Origin of the sequence: Leucothrix arctica, assembly GCF_003172895.1 — a bacterium.
GTDB classification, from domain to species: Bacteria; Pseudomonadota; Gammaproteobacteria; order Thiotrichales; family Thiotrichaceae; genus Leucothrix; species Leucothrix arctica.
The window spans coordinates 1-15,050 of sequence record NZ_QGKL01000026.1; the positions used below are offsets into that span (position 1 = coordinate 1).

The window sequence follows — 15,050 nt, forward strand, 5'->3', positions numbered from 1 at the left end:
GGTCAGTGGTGCAGCGCTAGAAAGCTGACCGTTACGCGCTTGTTTAAGCTGTCTTGCCCATTTATCGACCGTCGATTTTCCTAATCCTAAACTCTCTGAGACGTCCTTAACATTGCGCCCTTTATCGACGACCTCTTGAGCAACTTCAAGGCGGAACTCGGGTGAGTAGGTTGGTCTGGTTCGTTTTGTCATATTTACACCTGCTTAGTTAAAGTGAGTTTATCACCTCTAATCAGGTGGCCAAATTTAGTGTGCCACTACACTTTCACCCACCAGCGTTTCGTAGCCATTGGGTAACTCCGCGATAAACTCATGGCAATTGGTTTGCTCGGCCACCCGAATCACGTCATCCATCGTGAAGCTGGTTTGGCCATAGGTGATGTTTTCAAAGACACTTCGATTAAACAACAGCGTACTTTGTGACACTGAGCCTATTAAGCGGTAAAGCACTGCTTGGGGTAAGTCAGTAATCTTTGTGCTACCAAACACTATCTCGCCAGTACCAACATCATATTGTCTCAACAGTAGGTCAGAGAACGTCGATTTACCGGAGCCAGAAGAGCCAACAACTGCAACCTTTTGGCCATAAGAAATTGTCAGGTTGATGCCGTTGATGGTTTTATCGGTACCTAAATACGAGAAGGTAATGTCCTGTACGGCTAGGTCTGGTTTATCAGTCACTGATATGTCGCTAGCTTCTGGAAACTTAATATCATGCTGTTTAAGGATGTTATCTAAAGCAGGGTAGATCTCTGCGTTTATTTGCAGAAATCTATCCATTTTTAACGTCCCTTGCGTCGCGGTACGAATAGATAAGTTGGTAAGCAATACAATCAAGAGTAGCTCAACAATATTGAAGTCGCTGCCACTAATCCAATAGGTCGCACCGACAATAGCGATGATACGAAATAGGTGACTACTAGCATCTAGGCGGAAACGGTCTTTGTGTGATTGCCACGTGTAATGACTCTCTTCATCGATCGATTCCTGATAACTTTTTAGTAGGCGGTTTCGCTCTGTATTAACCGCAGTAAACGAGCGTACGATGTAAGAGTTTGAAATGATGTCACTCAGCTTTCCGACAAATCCTGTATTGGTTTTACTGGCGTTTTTCGCCAAGTTATTGCGTCGTTTAGCTGCGCTTAAAGTGAAGTAAGAAAATGCGACACACCAGACGACCACCACAGAACCAATGATCGGGTCGATGGCAAAGATCAGCAATGTCGCCAGTACCGTGATTAATAAGGTCGGCCACAAGTCCATGATCACAATCCAAAGCCCAGCGGTGATGGCATGAGCGGCTTCCATCAAACTAGAGGTGAGGGCACCTGACTGTGTTTTGTGAGTGAATTTCTTCGAGTGGTGCAGCAGATGTTCGTAGAGACACATCATCGCAGTGTGGCGAATAGTCGTTCCACTCAATGTTTGTGCTTTGGAGCAAAAGCGAGCGCACTGAAAATACAGCAGCTCAAAAAATAAAAAGAGCAGGATAAGTACCGCTATTTTTTGGTAGTTCACCGCGTTGCTAGTATCAAGTTTGATCAACTCTTTTAATAAAACACTCAGAGTGATCGGAAGCCCTAGTAGTGCAATCGAGGCAATGGTTTGTGCCACAAATATCTGAGCAATAATGCGTTTGTTAGCACTGAGAATAAGCTCCCAAAAGCGTCGTATATTCGGCGCGTTATCTCCCCAAATAGGGACAGCAACACGCTCTGACTGAGAAATTGACTGATCTATAGTACTCATACCGCTGCATTCCACATTGAGTGATAAACGGATTCGCGACCGATGAGGTCGTCATGGTTGCCTTGCTCGATAATCTTGCCTTTTTCCATGACTAGTATTCGGTCAAAGTCTTTAATGGTGGATAGGCGATGCGAGATGACTAAGACGAGTTTGTCTTTAGAAATACGCGAAATCGCTGACTGAATATTGGTTTCAGAGATTGAGTCTAATGATGAGGTTGCTTCATCAAAAATCATAATTGGCGCGTCTTTTAACAAGGCTCTGGCGATAGATAAACGCTGAGCTTGACCGCCCGACAAACTACTGCCTTTTTCACCAATTTCATTATCAAACTGCTTGGGTAAGCTCATTATAAAGTCATAGCAGTTAGCTTTTTTAGTGGCTTCTATAATGTCTTCGAAAGTCGCGTCGGCATTACCTATTTTTAAGTTATCCATGATCGTGCGATTGAATAAACTTGGGTTCTGCGGCACTACTGATATAAGCGTGTTTAAGTTGTCGATAGTGAGGTCTTTAATGGGCGTATCATTCATGGTGATAGCGCCACTCGACACGTCATTGGTACGTACCAAAATTTTCATGAGACTTGATTTGCCAGAGCCAGAACTGCCGACAATCGCGACTCGCTCACCTGATTTAAACGCTAGATTGAGGTCTTCAAAAAGGCGCTCGGTGGTGCCTGTATAAGTGAAGCTCACATCCTTCATTTGTAGGTGGATATGGTTCGGTGAAAAGTCGTTTATGGTGCCAGTGTTTGGTATTTCAGATTCAAAAAAGATAGTGGCAATGCTGTTTTGAATACGAGAGTGAATTCTGAATAAATCGACAAGGCGATCAACGCTGGACTGGACATTTCGTATTACGATATTGATGACGAGATACGCGAGAAAGAACTCCGAAGCGGCTATCCAGCCGACCATGAGTAAGCCGCTCAGCATCGCAATCATGATTATCTTGAACAGTGTCACGAATAGCGATTGATAAACACGGGCGGTTTCTGAGGAGAAGGAGTAGAGCATATTCTCACGATCCCAGACGTCGAGAATCTTGCCTAAACGCAGGCGCTCGTACTCTACTTTAGAGGCTTGGCGAGTTGACTGCTGACACTCGACAACATTCATTATGTTACCGAACGCTTCACCACGCATTTTGCTTGAGTTACTGTGTAATGGCACTCGGATGACGGCACAATAAATACCAACACCCTGGAACAGAAAGAACCATACCAACAGCACCACCGAAATAATCGGGCTTACAAAAGCCAGCCCTATGGCCGCGATCAGCGCAATAGTAATACTGGGGATCATATCCATGAACATGATATCAATCAGATTGCTCATTTCTTTTGGCAAACCGCTGATGCCGCTGGTGATTTTCCCCGTGCTTTTAGACGTGAAATAATCGTTGGAATGCGTCATTAGTTTGGAGAAACTCTTTTCCAAAATTAATGTTTTGATATTGGACTGTAGCGTTGAGATGAAAGTGCCAGATAAGTACCTAGACACTAGCTCGACAAGGCTAAATAGCACGAAGCAAATAACGCCAAAACTGAGGTCAAGTTTTTCACTGCTACCGGGGGAGTAGTAATAGAAGCGCAGTAACTCACGAACGATCCATGCTAATGAAAAGGCTTGGCCTAACTGGCAGAGTTGGGCGGTGATTTGAGCCGATAGGGCTTTAGCGATTTGGTACTTCATGGGAAGCGCTAATAGCTTTATCACGCCCCAGAAGTTGAGATTCCCATCCGTTCTTTTCATTGTACGCCACCAATTTTGTTTATTTCGGCTGCTGCTTCGAATGCAGTTTAGCCACTCCTCGTTGTCTTCTAATATACTAGAATGGTGTTTTGTTTAATATCTTTATGTGTTTATTGTGTGCTTTAGTGGCTTGTTTTGTTCTTTAAAGGAGGGCGGCTCCTAATACTTTTCTATGTGGTTTTTGATTAAAATTAATTTTAGATGATGGCAAACACTAAGCGACAAGCAGTTAAGACAACTGTTGTGAACAAAAGAGCCACAGGAGTCTGTGACTCTTTTACACTACTTAGTTTATATATAGTGAAGTATTAAACTGAGTCTGTGCAGAGCTGTAAGCGCTGTCACATGTCACCGATAAATCATATTCACCAGTTTGTGTTGCTGTAAAGCTTAACGTACTAGTGTCATAGCCTTGAAATATTTCAGGTACGAAACTATGTTCCGGTGATACTGAAAGTAACTGCCATTTGCAACTACTGAAGTTGTTATCTGTAATGTCGAGAGACATAAGTTCATTGGTAGTCGTGGTTCTATTATCCCAGTCACATAAGTATCCATGACATTGGAAATCTTCTGCTGTCAGTTCAGTCGAGCGCACATTTACTTCGACCACCTCTTCGCTAAAGGCGCCCTCTGCATCTGTCGCTCTAAAGCGTAATTTATACGTACCAGCTTCATCACCTATGAATGAGTACCAAATATTTATATTAAACCCAAAGTCTACTTCGGCAAAAACGTACTCTTGTTCAATAAGTAGTTCCGCTGCACTTCCATTTGGTTTTTCTATCCATTCATAACTTATAATAACGCCAGGGTCTTCAGTAAATGTATCTCTATCACTTGAAGCGATGCCTACTGAGAAAGTTGAACCAGCAGCCTTATCATCATAGATATAGTCTTCAAGTTGACTGATTGATGGTGTTGCATTAGCGATGTTGATGGTAATAAAGCTAATGCTACTTTGACCGCTACCTAGATAATCTGTCACTTTCAAACTGATTTTATAAGTACCTTGGACATCAGGAGTAAACGATGCTTGTTGATTAATATACCCATAAATATAGTCATGCGTATCTTCATGATTTACGACTGTTGCAGAGCTACCCTCAGGGTACTCTTCTATTGTCCACACGGTTTGAAGCTCAGTGTCATCGTTGTCATAAGAGTTATCAGAAAATAACTGTAATTCTGTACCGATTGTATATTCGGCAGTATCGTCATGATCTGTGTTGCCATCTATTAAATTATAGTGAGTGGCAACGAGCACTGACGTAGGTGCAGTGTTTTCTTCTAAATCGGTCGGCTCAGATGAAGTTTGGTCTTGAATAGCTGTTAGTTCGTAGACGCCATCACCATTGGCATCTAACCCGACAGTATATTTGCTCTCGCTGCTGTAACCATTGTCATAATTCCCTTCACCTGAGTCAACGATTCTCGCTTTTGAGACGGCAGCACCCGTTAGAAGAATTTCACCGTTTGATGGAATGAAAACACCATAATCACTGTAGGTTGAATAGTCATCAGATGTCGAAATAGTTACATAACCTAGATTACTAATATAAACCTTACCGTTAATAGCGTTAGGGCTTTCTAAATCATAGCGATTACTCTCTATCGTGTAATTTTGTAGGTAAGTTGATAAGCCTGTTAGTGTGTTAATAGAAGTCAGGTTCGATACCCTTTCTATTTCATTATTGGTAACCACTCCAGTTATAGAGTAAGACTCACCACCCTGTGAAACGGTCAGGTCTTGATAGGCCAATGTCACAGATTCATCAGCGTGAGTTGTCTGAGAAGCTTGACCATTGAGTGTTGAGTCACTGTCTAATTTACAGTCTTTAAATGTGAGAACTAGGAATCCAACCTCAGTTTCTGGGTCAATATCACCATTACCTGAGACCGTTCCACCATACTCACATGCTTCTGACTCTGAGACAGCACGACTTTGAAAGTCAGTATTAATACTTCTATTTTCAGTGACTTTTAAAAGACCATCAATTAGTTGCGGTTGATTCGTCAATATAGATTTCGAAGTACCTTGTGGACGGCTTAGAGCTTCACCACTTGCGGAGTTTCCAACAATTAATGATGCAAAGAGTAGCGCATTAGATTCGTTCAATAATACCGGGTCTCGGCTACCAGTGTAAGCTTGGCTGGCCTTTGGATCGAGTTGGGAGATTATGTTTGAACCTCCGCTATCACTCCCTCCGCCACCACAGCTAACAAGTAATAATGAAGTAAGCCCGACTCCACTTATTGCTAGAACTTTGCTAATTGCTCTCATCTTTGATTCCTTACCCTTTTGGTTAAACAGTTTGATATATCAACAATTGTAATATAATACTATTATATTACAATTTAGTCATTCGTTGATGGTGTCTTATTGTTGTTGTAAAAGGCTTGTTATCTAATTTACCTTGGATTTGCTCAACGTTTTCAGCAGTGACCTTATTCAATGCCATTCCTATGAGAAGATATTGTCTCATCAATCCGTTGAGGTTCTCGCTAAAACCACGCTTCCATGAATGATTAGGGTGAAAAATAGTTATCAACCTCAAGGACTTCCTTGATTTTGGAGTAATAAGCAAACTCTTTACCATTACAAATTGGCTGTACATTTTATGGCTATTTTTATGTCTTGTAGTCAATGAACGGGAAGAGATAAATAGCTATGCAAATAAAGGCCTTCCCTACCGTCAATAAAACACTGCCAGTTGAGTCTAATTACCGCTAGTAACCTACAATTATCCTCATTTTCTCCTATGCTTTAGTTATGAATAGGCAAGGGCAAAACTACATGGCATCTCTGGAAGGTAATTCTGATTTATGGGGTGAAAAACAACCTCGTAAACAGCGCAGCGAAGCAGCCATGTTTCTAGCCGCGATTATTACTGTTTTACTTATTTCCAAGAGTATTGATAGCTGGTTACTTAGCAACATTGGTTCGGTTGATATTTACTCCAATACCTTTGTTTGGCTTTATACAGCAGCAGTTTGTGCACCGATGGCCGCCTACCTATGGTGGCTTAAAAAGCCTTTAAGTGTCTTTGGTGTCACGCTAAAAAACTGGCGACAATCACTTGAAGAAGGTGTTGTTATTAGCGGCATACTACTGATCCTGGGTACCTTCGTTTTAACCGTTATTAGCAAGTTAGAGGGAGGGAGCCTAGCCGACTCTATCAACTGGGATTGGCTAAAGCCTGAAACTCTCGCATATATTCCTCACTCCATTATTCAGGAATTTATTTTTCGGGGCGTGGTATTGGCAACATTATTGCACCTGTTTCGTGCTCACTCATTATGGCTACCATTACTGCTCAGCAATTTGTTGTTTTCATTTATGCACATGCACCTTGGTATTGCGGCGATGGCTATGACGTTCCTTATGGGATATTTGTTTAGTTGGATGTACTTACGTCACAACAGTATTTTAGGCATATCAATCATGCATATGATTTTGGGAAGTGCTGCTTTTACATTTGGTGTTTTGTAACAAAATTAGCTTACTAGTTACTATTCAATATTCCTGTTTTTTAGGTTTTTAATAACGCCAATAGTCAGCAAAATAGTGCTAGGTATTCCGATGAGGTGGTACAAACCATCTTGGTTAATAGGGATAAATAGAGCAAGTTCATAAGGCCCAATAGCCTGAGCAACAGCAGCGAGGATAAATAAAAACATACCAACACATATTACTCCAGCGCCTACGTGTTTTTTAATCGCTAAGTGAATGTACATCGTTAAAATTAGCAGCATGTAGATAGACTGGTAAGCAATGAATATTAAAAAGGTGTCGCGATTAAACTGCGTCATTGCAAAAAAGATCACGGCAACCCCGATGAGATACGGGAAGTACTTCTGCATTGTGTCTTTGCCTAAATAGTCGTAAAGCGCAGCCGACATTAGCAGAGCAATCATTAGGCCTAGTATCAGGTTTATAGGTATCCAAATAAGCTCGCTTGTTTCAATGTCTATGCTCAAACCATGAACCAACGATGCTAAAATATTAGATACAAACAACATAACGAAGACGGCTTTCCAAAGCTTGGCTTTAGAGTTTGAGTTGTTACTATTTTTGCTTATTAAGATGAATGAAATAAACGCAACCAGTGCCCATAAAACATTGGTTAAGGCTGTAAATAATTCATAAGGGTTGTTATTTATCACTTCACTCATCGTTTATAAATCTTTCTCTGAAATCTACATGAATCAGGACTATGCTTACTGTATTAAGCCTAAGCCCTGCGGTTATTTTTATGCAAACTAAATACTTCCGATATTCGGCAGATCGTCTACCCGTATTCTTATTTTTGGCGTTGTCAGTTCTGGACTTTTTACTCTATTTTATAGTCGATAATTGGCTGGTACTGATTCCCTACATACTACTAGTGTTACCTGTAAAAGGGGCAGTTTCTGCCTTTACTCATCATCACCAACATCATAAAACGTTTCGTAGTCCAGTGTTAAATCACATCCTAGAGTTTTTCTATTTTTTACATACGGGTGCTACATCAAATATGTGGGTTTTACAGCACAATTTGGGGCATCACATTAACTACAAAGAGCCGTTAAAAGATGAAGCGCGTTGGATGACTAACAACGGTCAAACAATGAGCGCTTTAAAGTATACCGTGTTCAATACCTTAACTATTTACGGTCATGTTTTCCATATTGGAAAGCGTCATCCAAAGCTGCTGAAGAGTGTGGTTTATCATCATGTTATTGGCTTACTACTATTGGCAACGCTGCTTTATTACCAACCTATTAATGCCTTGCTGCTGTTTCTTGTACCGATGTTGCTGATCTTTATTTTTACAGTATTCGCCACTTATGATCATCATGCTGAACTTGATACAGGAACACCGTTACATGCTTCAAGAAACAACCTCAACAAGTTACACAATATAATGCATGGAAATTTGGGCTACCATACCGCTCACCACCTAAGGCCGGGTCTGCACTGGTCGAAGCTCCCAGAGTTTCATGAAACCATTAAAGATCAGATTCCCGATGAGCTTATACACGACTCGTATTTCGATTGGCGTCAATCATAAAAATGACTCTAACTCATAGGAACAAAAATGCTTGATACTGATAACGAACAACTTAAAGCTGCTCTAAATAAACTAGACTTGTCAAAATTTCGACCAAGTTTTCGAGAGTCCTTTTTCTACGTTTTGCTGGATATATTGTTGCTATCTTTGACGCTTATCGCTGTCTACAGCGTCACCACAAGTGGCTACTATTTTATATCCTTGTTGCTATCACTGTTTGCTGGAAATCTATTTTTCTCTTTGTTTGTGCTGGGTCACGACTGCGGACATGGGAGTTTTTCTAAGCATAAAACAGTCAATAATGTTGTTGGCTTTTGCCTTCATCAATTCATACTGACACCTTACTGGGCTTGGAAAAAAAGCCATCACAGACATCATATGTTTACGGGTGATATTGAGAGGGATGAATCATTTGTGCCGATCACACAGGACAATGCTGAGTCTGTTTTAGGTGTAGAGAAAGGGAATAAAAAATCATTCTTTGTCGTGAGGCTCTTTAACCTAATTACACTTATTACCGGTATCAGCTTTCACGTTTACACTGTTTATAACCCTTTTACCAAGTGCTCTCATTTCTTACCCAACAAGGTATTTTTAAAGGAAAGTGATAACAAATGGATCTACTTAGGAACGGCTGTAGCAGTGCTTTCTTTGAGTGTTTTGGTTTATTTAACCTTCAAGCAACCTATCATGATGTTCTTTATGTATTGGCTACCATTTATGGTCTGCTATCACATTTTGATTTTTGTGACGTTAATGCAGCACCATCATCCGGATGATTCTAAATGGTATTACTCTCAAGATTGGACACGCCTTAAAGGTGCGCTAAATACTTTCGATTACAGGTATGGTGCGCTAAATATCATCGTAAGTAAGTTGCATCACAATATTGCAAACTTTCATGTGATTCATCACATCTTTGCATCGATTCCACACTATAAAATAGAAGCAGCAACCAAAGACTTAGTGGGGAAAATAGATGCGAATTACGAGCCGAAGCAATTCTCATATTCTAACTACATAAGGATAATTTGGTCGTGTAACTATGTTGATAATCACAGCTCTGAGCAGAAGCACTACCCAATGAAGTCATTCGAGGAACTATAGATTTGTAACGTTTACTGGCAATTCTTAGTTGCGCTAGTTTGACGCCTAACTAGCGCTAGATGTGTCATCAGTACTAGACGCTAATAGTATTTCATCAACCAAATCTGAGACTTCGTAAACTGCTTTGTTTACAAAGGCTTGGCGTGCTTTAGCCGAATCCTGATCTGTTTTCAAAGTGCTGATACAGTCATATAGCTCCTGAGCTGTTTTGAACGACTGACTGAGATTCTGCTGTTCAGCCCAAGGCGCATTATTAGATTCGTGAGGCATCACATGGCTGGTGTCTAAGAATGAAGGTAAACCCAATGCAATACTTTCCATTATCGTTCCCGGTCCTGGTTTGCCAACCAAAAAGTCTGAGATAGACATAAAGTAGGGTACTTCTTTGCTAAAACCGATCACTACTTTTTTATAACGCGTGGAGAGTTGATCTAGTTGATTTTTTAGTTTTTCGTTATTGCCGCAAATGAAGATTAGCTGTGCATCAATCTTTAGTGTATCCAGCGCTTTGGCCAATTTTAAAATTCGCTCAGGAGGGTAGCCTCCGTAAAGAACCATGCCAACTGGCTTATCCATGTTAAAGCCCAACTTTTGACGTTCAGACATGACGTCGAGATGCTTCGGCTGCAAAAAAAGAGGGTCAATGACCGTACCCGATAGCTGCCGTACTTTATGTGTATCGGCATGATACGTTAATGCTTGCTGATAGCCTTTCTCTGTCCCTGAAAGCATGTACGGATGAGTGTTATTTACAAACCAAACCTCTTTCGGAATAACCTTAGCCCAAAGTCGTGAAGTCTCTTCGTACTCAAACAAGTCTGTTTGGATAATGACGCAAGGGCATTGCTCTTCAAGAGCGGTCACAATTTCATGATTGATGATTGGAATAACCGAAATAACAAGATCAGGCTTCTCTTGATTAAAGAAGTCTTTAAGGCGTTTGATCAAGCGTTTTTGGTTAGGAATTCGGTAGAGATAATTGATCGTTCCAAAAAACAAACGATAGACCAGTGGCGACGCTTCTTTTTTCAGGATGACTGTATTGTAAATAGACTCCCCAGAGCAGCCAAATAGTTTCTCACCGACATCTAAGTCGATAAATAACTCATTAAATGTGCTTAAAATACGAATATTTCGGTCTTCTCGCTGTAATGCTTTCGCTAAGACCTTAGCCGTCTGTTTGTGGCCACCGCCTGACTCATTAGACAGAATTATAATTTTCTTCACACTTTCTCCGATTTAAGCATATAAAGCAGACAAACGACGCCATAATTTTTGACGGTTATTATCTCAAGGTGTTGAGTTTTTCTGTATTAGGTCATGAGCTTAAACTTTAGTCTACTTCGAAAGTTTTTTCTTAATAACGTTGAGGTATTCCCCCTGCGGTAAAGTTATTCAGACAACTGGTGGGATAATTTCCAAACGTATTTCAAATGCTCTTCTATACTTACTTTAACCATCTATTTGGAGGTGAGTCATGAAAGTACTCCATGATCTCAATAAACATGAAATCCCTCTATGTTTACTATTTAACCGTGCTAATCAGTGCCGGCCTGTCAGTCTGTTTCTCTCTGCGATAAGTCGTTTGGGAAATGGGGTGTTCTGGTATGTCTTGATTGTGATGTTGCCTGTCATTCATGGCGTAGAGGCAATGAATGCTGTTGTTCATATGCTTGCTGCAGGATTGTTAGGGCTGGCGGTTTATAAGTGGTTAAAGGTAACGACTAGGCGAGTACGTCCTTATAACTATCACGAAAATATTTTCAGGAGTGTCCCAGCCTTAGATCAATTTAGCTTTCCTTCGGGGCATATCCAGCATGCAACAAGCTTTTCATTGGTGCTGCTGTACTACTATCCAGAATGGGCTTTGCTGGTGCTACCGTTTACTGCCTTAGTCGCATTATCGCGCGTGGTGTTGGGGTTGCATTATCCTAGTGATGTGGTGATTGGCGCGGCTATTGGTTTGGTAATATCCCAAGTGAGTATTTCTTTGCTGCAATATTTCGAGTGACCTGAAATTGAAGGGTCAAGCATGCCAAAAATCATGGCGATATGACCCAAAATAAAAAAAATCGCAACACAGGTAGTCTGGACTTTCAGCTTGTCTTAACTATCTTTATCAACAATTCCAAACTCTTGCAGTTCACCAACACCTGAGCTATGTGGTTTGAACCCGCATTGCTACCGTTAACGCAAATCAATGTTTTAGTTCTTACTTACCTTGAACTCACTATCTAATGGGGTATCTCGCTCTTTTGATCAGAGGTATTTCTCATAAGTACTAGCTAAACATTGAAACTAATTTGAATATACTTTACGATTTACGTAAGCACTTACATAAATACGAGGTAGAGATGAGTTTTTATTCTGTGGCAGGGCAAATGGCGTTAGGCAGTCGCTTACGACAACTTGGCGATGTATTGATGAATGATGCTGAGAAAGTCTATGGTCTATACGACGTGGATATCGATCCCCGTTGGTTTCCCGTGTTTTATATGCTGACGATAAAAGAAAGCGCTGCTATTACCGAGCTTGCGAGTGATGTTGGTCATAGTCATGCGGCTGTTAGTCAGGTCGTTAAAAGCATGATGCAGAGGGGTGTGGTGACAACTGAAAAGTGCCCCAATGATGCACGTGTAAATAGGGTTATGTTGACCGAAAAAGGCAAAGCGATTACGGCTAATCTTGAAGACCAATGTTTGGATGTAAATGCAGCGGTAACCAATCTACTAAACGAGAGTGGGCCTAATCTCTGGGCTGAGCTTGATGTGGTTGAAAAAGAGCTTAAAGGGCAGGGATTATTTGAAAGAGTAGTGAAAGCACGTAAGGCTCGAAAGCGGGGAGAGATCGAATTAGTTCCCTATCTGTCGCAATATGAAGCAGCATTTAGAGATCTCAATATTGCTTGGATAGAGAAGTATTGGACACTTGAGGCCGCTGACTACAAGGCATTGGATAAGCCGACCGAGAGCATCATCAACCAAGGCGGTTATATCGTCGTCGCGCTCTATAATGATGTGCCTGTTGGCGTGTGTGCTCTGATTAAAATGAAAAGTGGCGGATACGAATTAGCTAAAATGGCGGTTGATGAAGCGATGAAAGGTTTAGGTGTAGGGACATTGCTGGGTCAGCACGTTATTGATAAAGCAAAATCGCTGGGTGCAAACAGTCTTTATTTAGAGAGTAATACAGTACTTGCGCCTGCGTTAGGCTTGTATCAAAAACTAGGGTTCCAGCCTGTTGCTAATAGTGACTCACCTTACAAGCGTTGTAATGTCCAAATGGTGCTAAATATTAAGGGTTAAACGGATTCAAAAAAAGTGCCCAGTTCGCTGTGGACTGGGCACTCCAGCTAATCTACAGGTAATAGACGACCTAAAGTCTGAGTTTTGGATACTTAACAAAATCCATCACCCGACTCCCGATAATAGCCATTGCGAAATAAAGTTTTACCTTTCTCTCCTACCACCCAATATTGATGTGCCTCATTTAGCGCCGGTAGTTGATAGTCATCAAACTGCTTATCCAACACACTATCAGGCACGCTATATTGTCGTGCGAGATTGTTTTTGTAGATCGTTTTCTCTGGTTGCAACATCACCACTAAAGTCACTAAGGCATGATAGTCCCGAGCCAGATCAATGATCAGCGCCCGAAAATCACTACGCAGATTAGTAGCGTCCCAAACAACACCTTGCTTCTTACGTAATGAAACTCTCAGCAACTCTTTAGCCGCTTGAAGTATTTGGCCTATGTTCTTTTGAATTGAACGGTCACCATTAAACTCCTCGCGTAATACATCCAAAGAAACCAGCTCGTAGTCCGGATAGTTCTGATTAATCCACGTGGATTTCCCCGAGCCACTGGGCGCGCACATCACCACCACATGCGGGTGATCTTCCCTATGCTGATAGGTCGTGCCCAACGCTTCTTCTGGCTGCGTAATCTTTCCGTTTTCTAGCTGATACAAAGCATGCGCGTAAACATAGTCCTGAATATGTGGCGACAACTGATTCAACTCAGGCGCAAGTTTACTGCGCACATCAAGTGGCTTACCCCATACACCATAATCTTCTGCGAACAGTTTAAACTCTTCCAGGTAAAGCAACTGCTGAGCAAGGTCAGGGCAAGTTCGCCCTCGCATATCTGCGACTTCTAACCAATAAACCAACTCAGTATTCACCTGTCGAGCCAGCCTCCAATAATCAGAAACTGACATGTTTTTGATAGCTAGTCGCTTGGGCATGTGATGTTCACCGACCAAATTTAGCACTGTCCAAACTACCTCAAAGGATAACTCCAGATGGTGTAATTTGAAGGCTAAATAAGAACGGCCGATATCCTCATGCTGTGGCGCAGCGATGCGTATTTTCCCTTGAATGTCTACTTCGCGGGTACGTATCGGCTTAGCGATATCATGAAGAATAACGCCTAGAATTAGGGCCTGACGTTGCCATCCTTGTATATGACTCGCTTGATTGCTCAGCAATAAATACAGCTCATCCAACACCATACCTGTGTGGATGTGCACATCACCTTCGGCATGCCACTTATGATCTTGCGGCGTGTCTTTGAAGCGATTGAGGTAATCAATGTGAGGGCCTAACTGCTCAACACATTCATCTATTGTTGGCATTGCATCAACAGCTAAATGCTCTAACCATGTTGTTATTTTCATGATGTGGTCTCCTTTTTCGCAACCTGCAAGCCATTTGGAACTATCTCAGCTTGCATCCAATGTTGATCGGTTTGCACATGGTTTGGTCGCACCCATTTCGCAACACTCTGTTTAAACTCATCATAAGCAAACGAGTCAGCCAAGCGGACGACGTAACCTTCTACTAGACGTTCATCAATATGGATCTCACGGAGCAACGCCTCATCCCACACGCCACGGTAAAGCACAGGCGGGGAATAAATGCCAAGTAGCTCAAACCACTCTTCAGTTTCAGCCCAACTTAAGCAGTCGTTATGGGCATTCCATAAAGAGAAGCCATAGAAGTAGCTTTGCAGGTTTTGATACGCCACCGAATGCTGAGCGTACATATTCTCACCGCAAACGCGCCATCCTTTTGGGATATCGTGTGCGATAGTGCTATGCCAGCGCTTGAGCCAATCGCGTGATGGGTGATTACGACTATCCAAAGAACGGGCATGAGTATGATCACAATAAAGTGAGGTATTTTCGCCATCCATCTTTTCGGTGACGATAATGTCACGCCCGACAAAGTGGGTGGTATTGGTAGTGCGTACATCATCGCTACTTACGCTTGGAGACCAAGGTAAATGATGTGTGCGCGGGTATTTTATGTAATTTGACATTGTCTTAATCCTACGAAGCACACCTAATATTCAATGAGTAATCTGATCGAAATAGGGCGGC

13 protein-coding genes are annotated in these 15,050 nt (G+C 41.8%); 5 read left to right on the forward strand and 8 right to left on the reverse strand.

Annotation, left to right across the window (positions count from 1 at the left end):
• The 4 genes from DKT75_RS08195 to DKT75_RS08210 all read right to left on the reverse strand — a co-directional run.
• On the reverse strand, positions 1-192 hold a 192-nt coding region (locus tag DKT75_RS08195), incomplete at its 3' end, for a transposase (protein ID WP_146201338.1).
• 54 nt (positions 193-246) lie between these two features.
• Positions 247-1,749 (reverse strand): ATP-binding cassette domain-containing protein, encoded by a 1,503-nt coding sequence (locus DKT75_RS08200; protein WP_109822941.1) that lies wholly within the window; start codon positions 1,747-1,749, stop codon positions 247-249.
• Positions 1,746-3,506, reverse strand: coding sequence for an ABC transporter ATP-binding protein (locus DKT75_RS08205; protein ID WP_109822942.1), 1,761 nt, complete (start codon positions 3,504-3,506; stop codon positions 1,746-1,748). The genes DKT75_RS08200 and DKT75_RS08205 overlap by 4 nt, the downstream gene beginning before the upstream one ends.
• Positions 3,507-3,792: 286 nt before the next feature.
• Complete coding sequence (locus tag DKT75_RS08210) at positions 3,793-5,790, reverse strand: hypothetical protein (RefSeq protein WP_109822943.1); 1,998 nt, start codon at positions 5,788-5,790, stop codon at positions 3,793-3,795.
• A 513-nt stretch (positions 5,791-6,303) separates the two neighbouring features.
• Between DKT75_RS08210 and DKT75_RS08220 the strand changes: the two genes are divergently transcribed.
• Positions 6,304-6,999 (forward strand): CPBP family intramembrane glutamic endopeptidase, encoded by a 696-nt coding sequence (locus tag DKT75_RS08220; RefSeq protein ID WP_158278814.1) that lies wholly within the window; start codon positions 6,304-6,306, stop codon positions 6,997-6,999.
• A gap of 20 nt (positions 7,000-7,019) precedes the next feature.
• On the opposite strand, the gene DKT75_RS08225 is transcribed toward DKT75_RS08220, so the two are convergent.
• Complete coding sequence (locus tag DKT75_RS08225; protein ID WP_109822946.1) at positions 7,020-7,682, reverse strand: DUF6962 family protein; 663 nt, start codon at positions 7,680-7,682, stop codon at positions 7,020-7,022.
• Between the two features lie 80 nt (positions 7,683-7,762).
• Here DKT75_RS08225 and DKT75_RS08230 point away from each other — a divergent pair, with 80 nt between their 5' ends.
• Entirely contained in the window at positions 7,763-8,560 is a 798-nt protein-coding gene (locus tag DKT75_RS08230; protein WP_158278815.1) for a fatty acid desaturase, read from the forward strand.
• A gap of 27 nt (positions 8,561-8,587) precedes the next feature.
• Positions 8,588-9,667, forward strand: coding sequence for a fatty acid desaturase (locus DKT75_RS08235; RefSeq protein WP_109822948.1), 1,080 nt, complete (start codon positions 8,588-8,590; stop codon positions 9,665-9,667).
• 45 nt (positions 9,668-9,712) lie between these two features.
• Here the strand turns inward: DKT75_RS08235 and DKT75_RS08240 are convergent, their stop codons facing one another.
• Complete coding sequence (locus DKT75_RS08240) at positions 9,713-10,894, reverse strand: glycosyltransferase (protein WP_109822949.1); 1,182 nt, start codon at positions 10,892-10,894, stop codon at positions 9,713-9,715.
• 250 nt (positions 10,895-11,144) lie between these two features.
• On the opposite strand from DKT75_RS08240, the gene DKT75_RS08245 reads away from it, so the two are divergent.
• The gene (locus DKT75_RS08245; RefSeq protein ID WP_109822950.1) at positions 11,145-11,678 is read left to right on the forward strand and encodes a phosphatase PAP2 family protein; all 534 of its coding nucleotides are present in this window, start codon (positions 11,145-11,147) and stop codon (positions 11,676-11,678) included.
• 343 nt (positions 11,679-12,021) lie between these two features.
• Positions 12,022-12,972: a bifunctional helix-turn-helix transcriptional regulator/GNAT family N-acetyltransferase gene (locus tag DKT75_RS08250; RefSeq protein ID WP_109822951.1), complete on the forward strand. Its 951-nt coding sequence runs from the start codon at positions 12,022-12,024 to the stop codon at positions 12,970-12,972.
• Between the two features lie 92 nt (positions 12,973-13,064).
• On the opposite strand, the gene DKT75_RS08255 is transcribed toward DKT75_RS08250, so the two are convergent.
• Together DKT75_RS08255 and DKT75_RS08260 are read right to left on the reverse strand one after the other, a co-directional pair.
• Positions 13,065-14,345, reverse strand: a complete 1,281-nt coding sequence (locus DKT75_RS08255) for an AAA family ATPase (protein WP_109822952.1) — start codon at positions 14,343-14,345, stop codon at positions 13,065-13,067.
• Positions 14,342-14,989, reverse strand: a complete 648-nt coding sequence (locus tag DKT75_RS08260; protein ID WP_109822953.1) for an RNA ligase family protein — start codon at positions 14,987-14,989, stop codon at positions 14,342-14,344. Before DKT75_RS08260 ends, DKT75_RS08255 begins: the two co-directional genes overlap by 4 nt.
• Between the last annotated feature and the right edge of the window lie 61 nt (positions 14,990-15,050).